This is a genomic window from Mesorhizobium sp. M0904 (genome assembly GCF_040319475.1).
Classification (GTDB): domain Bacteria; phylum Pseudomonadota; class Alphaproteobacteria; order Rhizobiales; family Rhizobiaceae; genus Mesorhizobium.
In genome coordinates this window covers 17524-33216 of the sequence record NZ_JAMYOC010000020.1, presented here as the reverse complement: position 1 = coordinate 33216, position 15693 = coordinate 17524, and the positions used below count along the sequence as shown (strand labels likewise).

Genomic DNA, 15693 nt, shown 5'->3' with positions numbered 1-15693 from the left:
TCGTTCCTCAGACCGGCTTCTTGCCGGTCGGCCGGCTCCCGTTTCCGGGCGACGGCTTGGCCGCTTCGGCGGCAGCCTTCGCCGGTTTAACCTTGGCCTCAGGCGCTTTGAAAGCAGACGCCGGCTCGGCCTTGTTCTTGGAGCCTTTGCGCTGTTTCGAGACGTCCTCGACCTGCGGCTCGGCTTTGTTGGCATTGGCGGCCGAATGCAGAGGCGCTGCAACGCTCGCCGCCTTCTCCGCCGCCGGCGCGACTTTTGTCGCCGACGGCGATTTCAGCGCCGAGCTGGTCTCGACCGCATCGGTCTTCGGCTTGCTGGCATTCGAGGGCGCAACTGGCGCCGGTGCAGGCGCGGCAGCAGGCGGAACCGGCGCTGCGACATCAGCTGCCGGCGCTGCTTCCTTGGCGGCCTTGGTCGCGGCCCTGGTTTCCCGGTCGCGGGTCGCCTTGAGGATCGCCTTTTCACTCTTAAGGGTCGTCAGGCCACTGGCCGGCTCAGAGGTGATGCGGCCGTTTTGCGGTCCCGATTTCACCGTGGTGCCCTTGCCTGCGTCATAAAGGTCGATGATCTCGGCAAGCCGCTCCGGCGTCAAATCCTCATAGGTGTCCTTGAATATCATCACCATCGGCGCGTTGACGCAGGCGCCGAGGCACTCGACCTCCTCCCACGACAGCGTGCCCTTGTCGTTGGTGTGGAACTGGTCGTGATGGATCTTCGAGCGGCACACATCCATCAGCGCTTCCGAGCCGCGCAGCATGCAGGGCGTGGTGCCGCAGACCTGGATATGGGCGCGGCTGCCAACCGGATTGAGCTGGTATTGCGTATAGAATGTGGCGACTTCCAGCCCTCTGATATAGGGCATGCCGAGCATGTCGGAGATCGCCTCGATCGCCGCCTTGGTCACCCAGCCTTCCTGCTCCTGCGCCAGCATGAGCAAGGGAATGATCGCGGATTGCTCGCGCCCCTTCGGATATTTCTTGATCCACTGCTTCGCCGCTGCCGCATTCGCCCGGTTGAAGGCGAAGGAGGCTGGCTGGAGGCTGGCTTCTGCGAGACGGCGGACTGACATTTAGCGATCGACCTCACCAAACACGATGTCGAGGGAGCCGAGAACGGCGGTGACGTCGGCCAACATGTGGCCGCGGCACAAAAAGTCCATGGCTTGCAGATGCGCAAAGCCCGGCGCGCGCAGCTTGCAGCGGTAGGGCTTGTTGGTGCCGTCGGAGACGAGATAGACGCCGAACTCGCCCTTCGGAGCCTCGACCGCGGCATAGACCTCGCCGGCCGGAACGCGGTAGCCTTCGGTGTAGAGCTTGAAGTGATGGATCAGCGCTTCCATCGAGCGCTTCATCGCCGCGCGCTTCGGCGGCACCACCTTGCCGTCGAGGTTCGACACCGGCCCGCCGCCCTCCTTGCCGAGCAACAGGTCGACGCACTGGCGCATGATTTTCGCCGACTGCCGCATCTCTTCCATGCGCACCAGATAACGGTCGAAACAGTCGCCGTTCTTGCCGACCGGAATGTCGAAATCCAGCTCGGCATAGCATTCGTAGGGTTGCGATTTGCGCAGGTCCCACGGCGCACCCGAGCCGCGCACCATGACGCCTGAAAAACCCCAGGCCCAGGCGTCCGCCAGGGAGACGGTGGCAATGTCGACATTTCGCTGCTTGAAGATGCGATTGCCGGTCAAAAGCGCGTCAAGGTCGTCGATCGACTTCAGGAACGGGTCGATCCACTTGCCGATGTCCTCGATCAGCTTCTTCGGCAGGTCCTGATGCACACCGCCCGGCCGGAAATAGGCCGCATGCATGCGCGAGCCACTGGCACGCTCATAGAACACCATCAGCTTTTCGCGCTCGACGAAGCCCCACAGCGGCGGCGTCAGCGCGCCGACATCCATCGCCTGCGTCGTCACATTGAGGATGTGCGACATGATGCGGCCGATCTCAGAGTAGAGAACTCGAATAAGCTGCCCGCGCTTCGGCACCTCGATGCCGAGCAGCCGCTCGGCTGCGAGCGCAAAGGCATGCTCCTGGTTCATCGGCGCGCAATAGTCGAGCCGGTCGAGATAAGGCACCGCCTGCAGATAAGTCTTGTGCTCGATCAGCTTTTCCGTGCCGCGATGCAACAGTCCGATATGCGGATCGACCCGGTCGACGACCTCGCCGTCGAGCTCCAGCACGAGGCGCAAAACGCCGTGCGCAGCCGGATGCTGCGGGCCGAAATTGATATTGAAGTTGCGGACGGAGGTTTCAGCCATGGAGGCGTCTCAATTCGTCTTGGCTTTTTCGTCGCCTGGAAGAACGTAATCCGTCCCCTCCCAAGGGCTGAGAAAATCGAAATTGCGGAATTCCTGCTTGAGCTCGACCGGCTCGTAGATGACGCGCTTGGCCTCGTCGTCGTAACGCACCTCGACGAAGCCGGTCAGCGGAAAGTCCTTGCGCAGCGGATGGCCTTCGAAGCCGTAGTCGGTCAGAATCCGCCGCAGATCGGGATGACCCGAAAACAGCACGCCATAGAGATCGTAGGTTTCGCGTTCGAACCAGTCGGCGCCGGGATATATGCCGGTGATTGACGGCACCAGCGTCTCTTCGTCGGCCTGGACCTTGATGCGGATGCGGATATTCTGCCTCGGCGACAGCAAATGATAGACGACGTCGAAGCGCTTTGCCCGCGACGGATAATCCGCGCCGCAGACATCGATGATCGAGATGAACTGGCATTTCGGGTCGTCGCGCAGGAAGGTCACTACCTCGATCAGGTCGCGCGGTTCGACCGAGATGGTGAGTTCGCCATAGGCAAACACCACCTCGCCGATCCGGCCGATCAGCTTCTCGCCGAGATAGGTAGAGAGGTCATTCAACGCCTGGGTCATGACAGCCTCGCCAACCAGCCTAGAACCTTGTGCGAGTCATCCGGATCTTTCTCGCCAAACCAACCGCTCTCCCTGGCGGCATCAATGGTCAAAAAAACCTGACATTCATTGTCGTCACCCGGCTCGCCAAAAGACAGCTTTCCAACAAACTGCCGGGTTTCCAGATTGGCGGGGTCGCCATTTAGAGCAACGCATTCCACAAACAGCTTTTCGGCAGGCGCTCCCTGGCCAGACGCTGCGGAGGGAAACTTAGCCGACATTTCAGCAATCAGATTCTTGGTTCGATCCCCAAGCGATCGCAGTCTCACGTCGCCGTGGTAAAAGACTATTCGTGGGTCGCTTGTCGGCTCAGCTTCCCAGTCATCCAATCGGATGTCGACACCAACACCAGCAGCACCAAATTTCGTGTCTGTTGAAAGCGCCGACGAATAAAACGTCGAACCGGAGTCCGTCTTTACAAATCGCTGCTCGAACGTTTTGAACATCAAATCCAGCCAAGGCTCAGGGTTGCCATAAATGATCCGATCTTCATCCATGGCGATTTACCGTTCGATCGTGCCGGTGCGGCGGATCTTCTTCTGCAGCAGAAGGATGCCGTAGAGCAGCGCTTCGGCGCTCGGCGGGCAGCCGGGCACGTAGATGTCGACCGGCACGATGCGGTCGCAGCCGCGCACCACCGAATAGGAATAATGATAATAGCCGCCGCCGTTGGCGCAGGAGCCCATCGAGATGACGTAGCGCGGCTCCGGCATCTGATCGTAGACCTTGCGCAGCGCCGGCGCCATCTTGTTGGTCAGCGTGCCGGCAACGATCATGATGTCGGACTGACGCGGAGACGCGCGCGGCGCGACACCGAACCTCTCGGAGTCATAGCGCGGCATCGAGGTATGGATCATCTCGACCGCGCAGCAGGCGAGACCGAAGGTCATGAACATCAGCGAGCCGCTGCGCGCCCAGGTGATCAGCGCCTCGGTCGAGGTGACGAGAAAGCCCTTGTCGGCGAGCTCGTTGTTGATCTCCAGGAAGAACGGATCGTCGGACCCCACCGGCCTGCCGGTGTTGGGGTCGATGAGGCCCTTGGGCTTCGGCGCGACGAGCGTGCCGGAACTGTCGTTCAATCCCATTCCAGCGCTCCTTTTTTCCATTCATAGGCAAAGCCGATGGTCAGCACCGCCAAAAACACCATCATCGACCAGAAGCCGAGCATGCCGATCTGGCTGAACGACACCGCCCAAGGAAACAGGAAGGCTACCTCCAGATCGAAGATGATGAACAGGATCGACACCAGGTAGAAGCGGATGTCGAACTTCATGCGCGCATCGTCGAACGAGTTGAAGCCGCATTCATAGGCCGAAAGCTTTTCCGGATCGGGGTTGCGGTAGGCCACTAGGAAGGGTGCGGCAAGCAGCGCCAGCCCGACCACCAGCGCCACGCCGATGAACAGGACGATGGGCAGGTACGAACCTAAAAGTGCGTTCATGCTGCAGTTTCCGTTGGCGGCCAATCCACTCTGATTACAGCACCGGACCCACTTGCGGAAGCGTGACAGTTTAACCACTGAACCGTTTTAAGGGGGCTCTATGCTGCAACGCGGCGAGGGTTAGCGCAGCGCTTTCGGCGAAGCAAGTCAAACCTTGTTCAAATCGCGGTACTGGGCGGCATATCCGGGAAAACTGGTCAGATCCGCTCCTGTTTGATTTCTTTCACTTTTCACTCCACTTTTCTCTCCTAACATGGATGCCGCCAAAACCCTGCTAGCATGGCGCGGAATCGCAGATTCTCTGCTCTGTCCGGCATCATCAGGATACCCGCATTGATGAAGGAAAAAATCTCACTTCGCATGGCCCGCCGCATCGCGCTGGCGGCACAGGGATTCAATGACCCCCGACCCGCCGGTACACCCGACCGCCGACATCTGGCCCGCGTGCTTGCCCGTACCGGCCTGCTGCAGATCGATTCCGTCAGCGCCGTGGTGCGCGCCCACTACATGCCGCTCTATTCGCGGCTTGGCCCCTACAAGCTGGCGCTGCTCGACGACGCCGCCATAACGCGCAAGCGCATGGTCTTTGAATATTGGGCGCACGAAGCCTCCTTCCTGCCGGTCGAGACCTATCCGCTGATGCGCTGGCGCATGCAGCGGGCCGAGCGCGGCGAGGAAATGTACAGCGGACTGGCCAAATGGGGCCGCGAGCACGCCGCCTATATCGAAGACATCTATCGCGAGGTCGCCGAACGAGGCCCGATCGCGGCGTCGGCTTTCGAAGGCCAGAAGGGTTCGGGCGGCTGGTGGGGCTGGAGCCATGCCAAGCACGCCTTCGAATGGCTGTTCTGGGCCGGCCGCATCACCACCGCGCATCGCCGCGGCTTCGAACGGTTCTACGATCTGCCGGAGCGCGTACTGCCGCCCGCGATACTCGCTCTACCGGTTCCCTGCCCCGAGGACGCCCACCGCGAATTGCTGCGCATCTCCGCCCGCGCCCATGGCGTCGCCACGGCAGGCGACCTGCGCGACTATTTCCGCCTCTCGCCCGCCGATATTAAGGGCCGCATCGAGGAGCTGGTCGAGGCTGGCGAGCTGTTGCCGGTGAGCGTCGACGGCTGGAGCAAAACAGCCTATCTCCACAAGAACGTCCGTTTGCCGCGCAGGATCGAGGCGCGCGCCTTGCTTGCGCCGTTCGATCCCGTGGTCTTCGAGCGGTCGCGCACCGAGCGATTGTTCGACTTCCACTACCGCATCGAGATCTACACGCCGGCCGAAAAGCGCCGGTATGGCTATTATGTGCTGCCGTTCCTGCTCGGCGACAGCCTCGTCGGGCGCGTCGACCTCAGGGCCGACCGTCCGGCCGGCGTATTGCGCGTCCATGCCGCCTATGCGGAGCCCGGCGCCCCGCCACAAACCGCTGCCGAACTCTTCGAGGAATTGAAGCAGATGCAGGGCTGGCTCGGGCTTGAGCGCATCGAGGTGACGGCTGCCGGCGACCTTGGCCGGCCGCTCGCAGATATCGCCGCGTCATAGACGTGCGTTGACACGACTGCCTCCACAAGCCTAAATCCGTTCCAGACGGTCCCCTGCCCGCAACGGCAGGGGCCAAGAGGGAATGCGGTGCGAAATCTCGATTTCAAATCCGCGGCTGTCCCCGCAACTGTAAGCGACGAGCCAAGGCCGAAAACCACTGGGATATTCCCGGGAAGGCGGCACCAAGGCGATGACCCGCGAGCCAGGAGACCTGCCGTCTAGGACATAAGAATCCGATCGCCTGGCGGGTTTTCCGGGCAAGGAGCCTGATTTGGAACGCGACAGCAGTTTTTCGGCTGAGACAGCGGATTTATTGTCCGGCCCTGACGATTCCCTGGCCGGCGTTACCGTCATCGTCTGCTCTTCCTGCCGTGACGAGACCGGTTCGGACGCTCATCCCCGCGCCGGCGAACTGCTCGCCGAGGACACGCGCCGCGCCGCTTCCGGCGAAAACATCAAAATCCGCACCGTCGAATGCCTCGGCAATTGCAAGCGCCGGCTCAGCGCCGCCATGCTGCGCGGCGGCTGCTGGAGTTACGTCTTCGGCGACCTGACCGCGACCAGCGGCGCCGATCTCGTGACCGGCGCAAAGCTGTTCGCCACCTCGACGGATGGGCTCATTCCGTGGCGCGGCCGTCCCGATTGTCTGAAGCGCGGTCTGGTTGCCCGCATCCCTCCCCTCGACCTTTTGAAGGACTTGATATGACCGCTGCCTCCCTTTCGCGCGTCCCCTGCACCATCGTTACCGGCTTTCTCGGCGCCGGCAAGACGACATTGATCCGCCATTTGCTCGAAAACGCCAAAGGCAAGCGGCTGGCCATCATCGTCAACGAGTTCGGCGACATCGGCATCGACGGCGAGATCCTGAAGGGCTGCGGCATCGACACCTGCCCCGAGGAAAACATTGTCGAGCTGGCCAATGGCTGCATCTGCTGCACCGTCGCCGACGATTTCGTCCCGGCGCTCGACCAGATCCTGTCGCTGATGCCGAGGGTCGACCATATCCTGATCGAGACGTCCGGGCTGGCCCTGCCCAAGCCGCTGGTCCAGGCCTTCCAGTGGCCGTCGGTCAAGAGCCGGGTGACCGTCGATGGCGTTATCGCCGTCGTCGACGGACCGGCGCTGGCTGATGGCCGCGTCGCCAACGACATGGACGCCCTGCAGGCGCAGCGCACGCAGGACGAGACGCTCGAACACGACGATCCGGTCGAGGAAGTATTCGAGGACCAGCTCGCTTGCGCCGACCTGATCATCCTGTCGAAGAGCGACCTGATGGACGCAGCCGGCTCGGCCCGTGCCAATGCCGTCATCGGCAAGCATGTTGCGCGGGCGGTGAAGATCGTGCCGACTTCGCAAGGCAAGGTCGATCCGTCGGTGCTGCTCGGCCTCGGCCTCGCCGTCGAGGACGACATCGAGAACCGCAAGACCCATCACGACGACGAGCTCGACCACGAACATGACGATTTTGACTCGTTCGTCATCGACATCGCGTCCGTGTCCAACCCGGACGAGCTCGCACAACGCGTCGCCACGGCGGCGGCGGAGGAAAACGTGTTGCGCGTCAAGGGCTTCGTCGAGGTTGGCGGCAAGCCGATGCGGCTCCTGCTGCAGGCCGTCGGCCCGCGCGTCAACCATTATTACGACCGCGCCTGGACGGCTGAAGACGATCGCCGCTCGCGCCTTGTCGTCATCGGCCTGAAAGGGCTGAACCGCCCGGCGATAGAGCGTATCCTCGCCGGCTGACCCCAGGTACGAGCCGCGATGCACATCCTCACCACCACATCCGCCTCGCTCGACGATCTCGCCGAGCCTGTCGATCTCAGGCAAACGCCTGCGGATGTCGTGGCCCTGTCCTTCACCGACAGCGACCTGGCCGGGCTGGCGGCGGCGTGGAAGGCGGATGCGGACCGCCTGCCCTCGATGCGGCTCGCCGCCTTGCGCGACCTGCGCCATCCGATGTCCGTCGACCTCTGGACCGAGAGCGTCGCCCGCCACGCCAAGGTCATTCTGGTCCGCATTCTCGGCGGCTACGAGTGGTGGCGCTATGGCTGCGACCAGCTCGCCGTTATCGCGCGAAATCGCGGTATCAAGCTGGCGCTCCTACCGGGCGAGAGCCACGACGAGGATTTGCGACTGATCGAAGGCTCGACGCTGCCGCGCGAGGAGTTGGACGCCCTGCTGGGCTATTTTCGCGAGGGCGGGCCGGCAAATATGACGGCGCTGGTGCAGAGGCTGGCAAGTCTCGCTGGATCGGGTGCGGCGGTAGCCGAACCTGTTAGCGTGCCAAAGGCGGGATTTTACGAGCCGGGGCTGGGGGTCGTCCCCCTCCCCCTCGAGGGGAGGGTCCGGCCGAAGGCCGAGGGTGGTGTCCTCTCCGAAGCGTGCCAACACTTTGAAGCGCGCCGACAGAAAAAAATGTCGAGCACTGCCGCAACGACCCCACCCGGCCCTTCGGGCCACCCTCCCCTCGAGGGGGATGGGGACGTCGTGCCAATTCTCTTCTACCGTTCGATGCTGCTCGCCGCCGACGTCGCGCCCATCGACGCACTTTTCGAAGCGCTGAGCGCGCGCGGCATGGCTCCCGTGCCTATCTTCGTCTCCAGCCTCAAGGACCCGGCCTCACTCGCCTTTGTTGAAACCGCGCTTGCAACGCTGAAGCCTGCCGCCATCATCACTGCCACAGCTTTCGCCTCCGGGGCCGAGCCGGGCGTTGAAACCCTGTTCGACCGCGCCGGCGTGCCGGTGTTCCAGGTCATCGTCGCAACCACCCGCCGCGACATCTGGCAAACCAATCAGCGCGGCCTGGCGCCGGCCGACCTTGTTATGCATGTCGTCCTGCCCGAGCTCGACGGCCGCATCCTGGCCGGCGCCATTTCCTTCAAGGGCGAAAGCGAAACCGATCCTGCATTGGCCTTCCGCGCCTTCGCCAACCGGCCAGAGCCCGACCGCGTCGCGCAAGTGGCGAACCGTATCGAGGCATTCGTGCGCCTGCAGCGGACGCCGCGCGCGGAACGCAAGCTCGCCATCCTGATCCCCGACTATCCGAGCGCCCCCGGTCGCACCGGCTACGCCGTCGGCCTCGACGTGCCGTCCAGCGTGCTGGCAATGCTGCACGACCTGAGCGAACAGGGCTACGCCGTTGAAAGGATTCCGCAAACGCCAAGGGAGTTGTTGGATTTGCTGGAACGGGGCAATGGTGGGCTGAGACTGGACGATTATCTCGCTCTTTCTGCAGAGTTACCGACTGCGGCACTCGCTGCCGTGGAGGCGGCATGGGGTAAGGCGGAAGATGAGACAGGTTCGCGCGAGGCGCCCCCCTCTGTCCTGCCGGACATCTCCCCCTCAAGGGGGGAGATTGGCCGTTTCGCCGACGGCACCCGTTCTGCAACCTCAGTGATTGGCGAAACCGGCAATGAGAGCGCAACCTCCCCCCTTGCGGGGGAGATGTCCGGCAGGACAGAGGGGGGTGTTCAAGCGCCTGCCGTCGCCAAATTCCGCTTCCGCACGGCCACGTTCGGCAACATCACCGTGGCGCTCGCCCCCGATCGCGGGCGCTCAGTCGACCGCCGCGCCGACTATCACGACCCGACATTGCCGCCGCGCCATGCGCTGGTCGCCTTTGGCCTCTGGCTGCGCCAGTCGCTCGGCATCCATGCAATTGTCCATGTCGGCGCCCACGGCACGTTGGAATGGCTGCCCGGCAAGACCGTTGCGCTCAGCGAAAACTGCTTTCCCGAAATCGTCACCGGCGCCCTGCCCGTCGTCTACCCCTTCATCGTCTCCAACCCCGGCGAGGCAGCGCAAGCCAAGCGGCGCGTTGCCGCCGTCACGCTTGGCCATCTGCCGCCGCCGCTGACCGGCGCCGGGCTGGACGAAAACCAGCACAGGCTCGAACGACTGGTCGACGAATATGCCCAGGCCGACGGGCTCGACCGCCGCCGCCGCGACCGCCTGGCGAAGCTGATAGTCGAAACGGCGGAAAAGACCGGCCTCGCCTCAGAGGCTGGTGTCGCCAGGACCGACGCAGCCGACGAGGCTTTGCGCCGCATCGACGCCTGGCTCTGCGATCTCAAGGATTTCGCCATCAAGGACGGCCTGCACATTTACGGCCGCTCGCCGGAAGGCGAAGCTGATCCGGTACGGCGGCAAAGTGCGGCAGCTGAAAAAACCGCGCTGCTTGCCGCCCTCGACGGCCGCCACGTCGCTGCCGGTCCGGCCGGCGCGCCGGCGCGTGGCCGGAGCGATGTGCTGCCCACCGGCCGCAATTTGTTTACCGCCGACCCGCGCACCATGCCGACGCCGACCGCCTATGATCTGGGTAAGGCGGCAGCGGAAGAAGTCGTCCGCAACTACATGCAATCGCATGGCGACTGGCCGCGCTCGCTGGTCATCGACCTCTGGGGGTCGGCCTCGCTGCGCACCGGCGGCGAGGAGATCGCGCAAGGCCTGGCGCTGATGGGCTGCCGGCCGCAATGGGATTCAGCCACCGGCCGCATCACCGGCATCGAGGTGCTGCCGCCGGCAACGCTCGGCCGCCCGCGCGTCGACGTCACCTGGCGCATATCGGGCCTGTTCCGCGATATGTTCCCGACCCAGATCGCGCTGATCGACGCCGCGGCCAACGCCGTGGCGACCCGCGACGAGCACGATTCGGAAAACCCGCTGGCGGCCAGGACCCGCATCGACGGCAAGATCAGCCCGCGCATTTTCGGCACTTCGCCCGGCACTTACGGCGCCGGCGTCGAGGACATGTTGTCGAGCGGCGACTGGTCGGCGCGCGAAGAGATCGGCCGCGCCTATCTCGACGCCACTTCGCATGCCTATGGCGGCGCCGAGGGCGAAGGCATTTCGGCGCCTGGCGCGTTTGAGGGTCGCATCGCTGAGGCCGACCTTCTGGTTCATACCGGCGACGACCCCGGCCGCGACATCCTCGAAGGCTCGGCCGACGTCGCCTTTATCGGCGGCTTTTCGGCAGCGCTTGCCGCGCTCGGCAAGAACGCCGACGTGATCGTGCTCGACACCACGGACCCGCAAAAGCCCAAGCCGCGCTCGGTTGGTGAGGCCGTATCCCGGGTAGTTCGCGCCCGCGCGGTCAACCCGCGCTTCATCGCCGGCCAGATGCGGCACGGGCCGCGCGGCGCCTCGGAATTCGCCGAGACGGTCGACCGGCTGGTCGGCTTTGCCGAGACTACCCATGCCATATCAGGCACGCTGATCGAGGCCGTGCACGACGCCTATCTCGGCGACCCCGTGGTGCGCGCCTTCATCCTGCGCGAGAACCCGGCGGCGGCGAAGGTGATTGCCGAGCGTTTGCTGTCAGCACGGCGGCGCGGGCTCTGGCATCCGCTGCGCAACTCGATCGATAACGATCTCGCCGCACTGATTGCCGAAGCGCAAGCTCTGGGAGTGGCGGCATGAACGCTTTCTCGCGCCGTGGCGCCTGCCCTGCCTTGTCCGCGCCGATGCAAACCGGCGACGGGCTGCTGGTGCGGCTCAATCCGGTCGCTGGAGGACTGTTGCCGAAGTCGTTGATCGGACTCTGCGAATCCGCCTTGCGCCATGGCAACGGCATCATGGAAGTGACCGCCCGCGGCGGCCTGCAGATACGCGGCCTGACGCACGAAAGCGCCCGGCTACTGGCGATGGAGGTCGATGCGCTCGGCATCGCCGTGCGCACCGGCGTGCCGGTCGAGACCGGCCCACTGGCCGGGCTCGCCCCGGAGGAGATAGCCGACCCGCGCCCGATGGCGGAGCGGATTCGGGTGGCGATTGAAGAGGCTGGTCTGACGGCAAGGCTCGGTCCGAAGGTTTCAGTCGTCATCGACGGCGGCGGGCAACTGACGATGGATGCGGTAGTGGCCGATGTACGACTGGCTGCGATCAGAACCGACGCGGGCGTCGGCTGGCGGATAGCTGTTGCTGGTGACGGGCAGAATGTCAGGCCTCTCGCCATGATCGAGAAAGATGCTGCCCGTGATATCGCCGTCGCGATTCTCAGGATGGTCGCCGAAAAAGGCCGCGAAGCTCATGCAAGGGATTTGACGGAACGGCAGCGTAGATCACTCGCAAGCTGGCATTCCTTCGCGCCCCCCTCTGTCCTGCCGGACATCTCCCCCTCTAGGGGGGAGATCGGCAGTTCCGCCGACGGCCGTACTTCTGCTGCCTCGGTATTCGGCGCGACTTCGGCGATTAGCGAAGGCGGAGACCAAGGCGCAATCTCCCCCCTAGAGGGGGAGATGTCCGGCAGGACAGAGGGGGGCGCCGCCGAACGCTTTCGCCCGCCCATTGGTATCTTCAACCTGAGCAACGGCCGTGCCCTCGGCATCGGCCTGCCCTTCGGCAGCATGCCCGCGCAAAAACTCATCGGCCTCACGCAAGAAGCCATCGCCCTGGGCGTCACCGAAATCGGTCTCGCTCCAAGCCGCGCGCTGCTTTTCATCGGCCTGCCACCGGCCGCCTGGCCCCAGCTGCACCAAGCCGCCGCAACCCTCGGCTTTGTCACCGACGCAGCCGATCCGCGCACGAAAATCGCCGCCTGCCCTGGCGCACCCGCCTGTGCCTCCGGCCGCATCGCTACCCGCGACATCGCCGAGATCATCGCTACAGAAAACCGCGACATCCTCGATTCCTCGCTGACGCTGCACATCTCCGGCTGCGCCAAGGGCTGCGCCCATCCCGGTCCGGCGAAGCTGACCCTGGTCGGTGGCGAAAACGGAGCCGGGCTTGTCGTGGACGGGACGGCAAAGGCATTGCCCGCCGGATACAGGCCGGGCTACGACGCCGCGCACGGCATCGGCCGCGTTGCAGCGGCGATCCGCAGCGCAAGACATCCCGGCGAAACCGCTGCCGCCTGCCTAGCGAGGCTCGGCACGGCGGGCGTCGTCAAAGCTTACCGACAGGAATGAACATGACCGCCTACGACTACATCCATGACGGCACGGCGATCTATGAGCGCTCCTTCGCCATCATCCGCGCCGAGGCCGACCTGTCGCGCTTTTCCGAAGCCGAGGCCGACGTCGCTATCCGCATGATCCATGCATGCGGCCAGGTCGAGGCCGCGCGGCACTTCGTTTTCTCGACCGATTTCGTCGCCGCCGCGCGCACAGCGTTGGGCGCCGGCGCGCCGATCTTCTGCGACGCGCAGATGGTCTCGCACGGCGTCACGCGCGCCCGGCTGCCTGCCGGCAACGAGGTAATCTGCACGCTGCGCGATCCGCGGACCGCCGACATCGCGAAAAAGATCGGCAACACCCGCTCGGCCGCGGCGATCGACCTGTGGGGCGAGCGCATGGCCGGTTCGGTCGTCGCCATCGGCAATGCGCCGACCGCCCTGTTTTATCTGCTGGAAAAGCTGCGCGACGGCGCGCCGAGGCCGGCGGCGATTATCGGCATGCCGGTCGGGTTTGTCGGTGCCGCCGAATCGAAAGATGCGCTGGCCGAAAATTGCTATGGCGTGCCTTACGCCATCGTGCGCGGCCGGCTGGGCGGCAGCGCCATGACCGCCGCCGCCCTCAATGCATTGGCGAGGCCGGGCCTATGAACGTGATCGCAAAAGGTCGACTGGTCGGCGTCGGCACCGGTCCCGGCGACCCCGACCTGCTGACGCTGAAGGCGGTGCGTGCGCTGGCCGAGGCCGATGTCGTTGCGCATTTCGCCAAGCGCGGCAACAACAGCAATGCGCGCGCCATCGTCGGTGCCCATTTTCGCCCCGATTTGATTGAACTGCCGCTGCTCTATCCGGTGACAACCGAAATCGACAAGGATCACAGCGATTACCGCTCGCAGATCACCGATTTCTATGAGCAATCGGCCGAAAAGGTCGCCGAGCACCTCAGCGCCGGCAGGATGGTCGCGGTGCTCTCGGAGGGCGACCCGCTTTTCTACGGCTCCTACATGCATCTTCATGTCCGGCTGGCGCACCGCTTTCCGACCGAAGTCATCCCGGGCGTCACCGCCATGTCCGGCTGCTGGTCGGCGACCGGCCTGCCGATCGTCCAGGGCGACGACGTGCTGACGGTGCTGCCGGGCACGATGAGCGAATTCGAGCTGACGCGTCGCCTCGCCGACACCGACGCTGCGGTGATCATGAAGGTCGGCCGCAACCTGCCCAAGATCAGGCGCGCGCTGGAGGCAACCGACAAACTGGCGCGGGCCGTCTACGTCGAGCGCGGCACCATGCCGGGCGGCGTCTCGATGCGGCTGGCCGATAAAAAGGACGACCAGGCGCCCTATTTCGCCATCGTTCTGGTGGCCGGCTGGTCGGGCCGGCCAAGCGCATTGAGAGCCGAAGCATGAGCGGCCGCCTCACCGTCATCGGCCTCGGGCCCGGCAACGCCGACCAGGTGACGCCGGAAGCCAGCCGCGCCGTTGGCGAGGCAAAATTCTTCTATGGCTACAAGCCTTATCTCGACCGGCTAGATCTGCGCCCCGAGCAGACCCGCGTCGCTTCCGATAATCGCGAGGAACTCGCGCGCGCCAGGGACGCGCTGCTGAAGGCTGCGGAAGGCCACGATGTCGCCGTCGTGTCGGGCGGCGATCCCGGCGTCTTCGCCATGGCGGCGGCCGTCTGCGAGGCGATCGAGGCGGGCCCACCCGAATGGCGCACGGTCGACATCGCTATCGTGCCCGGCATTACCGCCATGCTCGCCGTCGCCGCCCGCATCGGCGCGCCGCTCGGCCATGATTTCTGCGCCATCTCGTTGTCCGACAATCTGAAGCCGTGGGATTTGATCGAGCTGCGCCTACTTGCGGCGGCGGGCGCCGGCTTCGTCATCGCGCTCTACAATCCGATCAGCAAGGCACGCCCCTGGCAGCTTGGCCGCGCGTTCGAATGCCTGACGGCGATCCTGCCCGGCACCACGCCGGTGATCTTTGGCCGTGCCGCCGGCCGTCCCGACGAGCGCATCGAGGTTTTTCTGCTGGCCGACGCCGATGCCGCGAAGGCTGACATGGCCACCTGCATCATCATCGGCTCGCCGGAAACCAGGATCATCAAGCGGCGTGACAAGGCCGCGCTGGTCTACACGCCGCGTTCGGCAGCGGGCCCAAGAACATGACCGACCAGAAAATGATCGACCATAGCGGCAAGCGATTCGATGGTTTCGGCCGACGTAACGTCCGGCAACGCCGGCCTACGGATCATGATCACCTCGACACCGAGCGCCCGCGCCGCCGCGATCTTGCCGTAGGTCGCCTCGCCGCCGCTGTTTTTGGAAACAACGACTTCGATGCCACGGCTTTCGAGCAGCGCGCGCTCATCGACCTCATGAAACGGCCCGCGCGCCAAGAGATAGGCCGCGTCGGGCACAGCGAGCCTGGGCTCGACCGGGTCGACACTGCGAATGAGATAATGATGCCGGGGAGCTGCCTCGAAGGCAGCGACCTCCTGCCGCCCGAGCGCCAGGAACACACGGCGCGGCACCGATCCCAAAGCCGTCACCGCGCTGGCAACGGTGTCGACCAACGTCCAGCGATCACCTTCGACCGCCTCCCATCCGGGACGCCTGAGCGCAACGATAGGCACGCCGGTCATGCGCGCTGCTTCCGCCGCATTGGCGGAGATTTGCGCCGCATAGGGATGCGTGGCGTCAATCAGCAGGTCGATCTTGTTCTGGCGGAGATACGCCGCCAGCCCGCCGGCACCGCCGAAGCCGCCGACCCGCACCGGCACCCCCTGCGCGGCCGGGTTTTCGGTACGACCGGCCAGCGACAGCATGACCGAAATATCCGCGCGCGCGGCAAGCTTGCCGGCCAGTTGCCGTGCTTCGGTGGTTCCGCCGAGGATCAGAATGCGGTGGGTCAT

General features: G+C 64.7%; 15 protein-coding genes and 1 riboswitch. Of the genes, 8 read left to right on the top strand and 7 right to left on the bottom strand.

Annotation, left to right across the window (positions count from 1 at the left end; all coding sequences use genetic code 11):
- Window positions 1–7: 7 nt before the first annotated feature.
- The 6 genes from nuoE to NKH80_RS20960 are packed head-to-tail and all read right to left on the bottom strand — an operon-like array spanning window position 8 to window position 4355.
- On the bottom strand, window positions 8–1069 hold the full coding sequence (gene nuoE, locus NKH80_RS20985) for an NADH-quinone oxidoreductase subunit NuoE (protein ID WP_352993247.1): 1062 nt from the start codon (window positions 1067–1069) through the stop codon (window positions 8–10).
- On the bottom strand, window positions 1070–2260 hold the full coding sequence (locus tag NKH80_RS20980; RefSeq protein WP_352738727.1) for an NADH-quinone oxidoreductase subunit D: 1191 nt from the start codon (window positions 2258–2260) through the stop codon (window positions 1070–1072).
- A gap of 9 nt (window positions 2261–2269) precedes the next feature.
- The gene (locus NKH80_RS20975; RefSeq protein WP_352993245.1) at window positions 2270–2875 is read right to left on the bottom strand and encodes an NADH-quinone oxidoreductase subunit C; all 606 of its coding nucleotides are present in this window, start codon (window positions 2873–2875) and stop codon (window positions 2270–2272) included.
- Window positions 2872–3411, bottom strand: a complete 540-nt coding sequence (locus tag NKH80_RS20970) for a hypothetical protein (RefSeq protein WP_352993243.1) — start codon at window positions 3409–3411, stop codon at window positions 2872–2874. The genes NKH80_RS20975 and NKH80_RS20970 overlap by 4 nt, the downstream gene beginning before the upstream one ends.
- Before the next feature lie 6 nt (window positions 3412–3417).
- Window positions 3418–3999 (bottom strand): NuoB/complex I 20 kDa subunit family protein, encoded by a 582-nt coding sequence (locus tag NKH80_RS20965; protein WP_023670824.1) that lies wholly within the window; start codon window positions 3997–3999, stop codon window positions 3418–3420.
- Window positions 3990–4355 carry an NADH-quinone oxidoreductase subunit A gene (locus tag NKH80_RS20960; protein WP_023720750.1) on the bottom strand — a complete coding sequence of 122 codons (366 nt, stop codon included), beginning with the start codon at window positions 4353–4355 and terminating at the stop codon, window positions 3990–3992. The genes NKH80_RS20965 and NKH80_RS20960 overlap by 10 nt, the downstream gene beginning before the upstream one ends.
- A 336-nt stretch (window positions 4356–4691) precedes the next feature.
- Here NKH80_RS20960 and NKH80_RS20955 point away from each other — a divergent pair, with 336 nt between their 5' ends.
- The 8 genes from NKH80_RS20955 to NKH80_RS20920 all read left to right on the top strand — a co-directional run bounded on the left by NKH80_RS20955 (window position 4692) and on the right by NKH80_RS20920 (window position 14947).
- The gene (locus NKH80_RS20955) at window positions 4692–5891 is read left to right on the top strand and encodes a winged helix-turn-helix domain-containing protein (RefSeq protein WP_352738731.1); all 1200 of its coding nucleotides are present in this window, start codon (window positions 4692–4694) and stop codon (window positions 5889–5891) included.
- A 29-nt stretch (window positions 5892–5920) separates the two neighbouring features.
- Window positions 5921–6124: riboswitch (cobalamin riboswitch) on the top strand.
- A gap of 38 nt (window positions 6125–6162) precedes the next feature.
- A complete protein-coding gene (locus NKH80_RS20950; RefSeq protein WP_352821509.1) occupies window positions 6163–6597 on the top strand; it encodes a DUF1636 family protein in 435 nt (144 codons plus the stop codon).
- Complete coding sequence (cobW, locus tag NKH80_RS20945) at window positions 6594–7634, top strand: cobalamin biosynthesis protein CobW (protein WP_352993240.1); 1041 nt, start codon at window positions 6594–6596, stop codon at window positions 7632–7634. Before NKH80_RS20950 ends, cobW begins: the two co-directional genes overlap by 4 nt.
- A gap of 18 nt (window positions 7635–7652) precedes the next feature.
- Window positions 7653–11309: a cobaltochelatase subunit CobN gene (locus NKH80_RS20940; protein ID WP_352738736.1), complete on the top strand. Its 3657-nt coding sequence runs from the start codon at window positions 7653–7655 to the stop codon at window positions 11307–11309.
- On the top strand, window positions 11306–12796 hold the full coding sequence (cobG, locus tag NKH80_RS20935) for a precorrin-3B synthase (RefSeq protein ID WP_352993238.1): 1491 nt from the start codon (window positions 11306–11308) through the stop codon (window positions 12794–12796). The genes NKH80_RS20940 and cobG overlap by 4 nt, the downstream gene beginning before the upstream one ends.
- A 2-nt stretch (window positions 12797–12798) precedes the next feature.
- Complete coding sequence (locus NKH80_RS20930) at window positions 12799–13431, top strand: precorrin-8X methylmutase (protein WP_352691660.1); 633 nt, start codon at window positions 12799–12801, stop codon at window positions 13429–13431.
- Entirely contained in the window at window positions 13428–14186 is a 759-nt protein-coding gene (locus NKH80_RS20925) for a precorrin-2 C(20)-methyltransferase (protein WP_352691658.1), read from the top strand. Before NKH80_RS20930 ends, NKH80_RS20925 begins: the two co-directional genes overlap by 4 nt.
- Entirely contained in the window at window positions 14183–14947 is a 765-nt protein-coding gene (locus NKH80_RS20920) for a precorrin-3B C(17)-methyltransferase (RefSeq protein WP_352691656.1), read from the top strand. The genes NKH80_RS20925 and NKH80_RS20920 overlap by 4 nt, the downstream gene beginning before the upstream one ends.
- Here NKH80_RS20920 and NKH80_RS20915 read toward each other — a convergent pair.
- Window positions 14911–15693, bottom strand: a complete 783-nt coding sequence (locus NKH80_RS20915; protein ID WP_352703623.1) for a cobalt-precorrin-6A reductase — start codon at window positions 15691–15693, stop codon at window positions 14911–14913. The two genes, NKH80_RS20920 and NKH80_RS20915, sit on opposite strands and share 37 nt — an antisense overlap.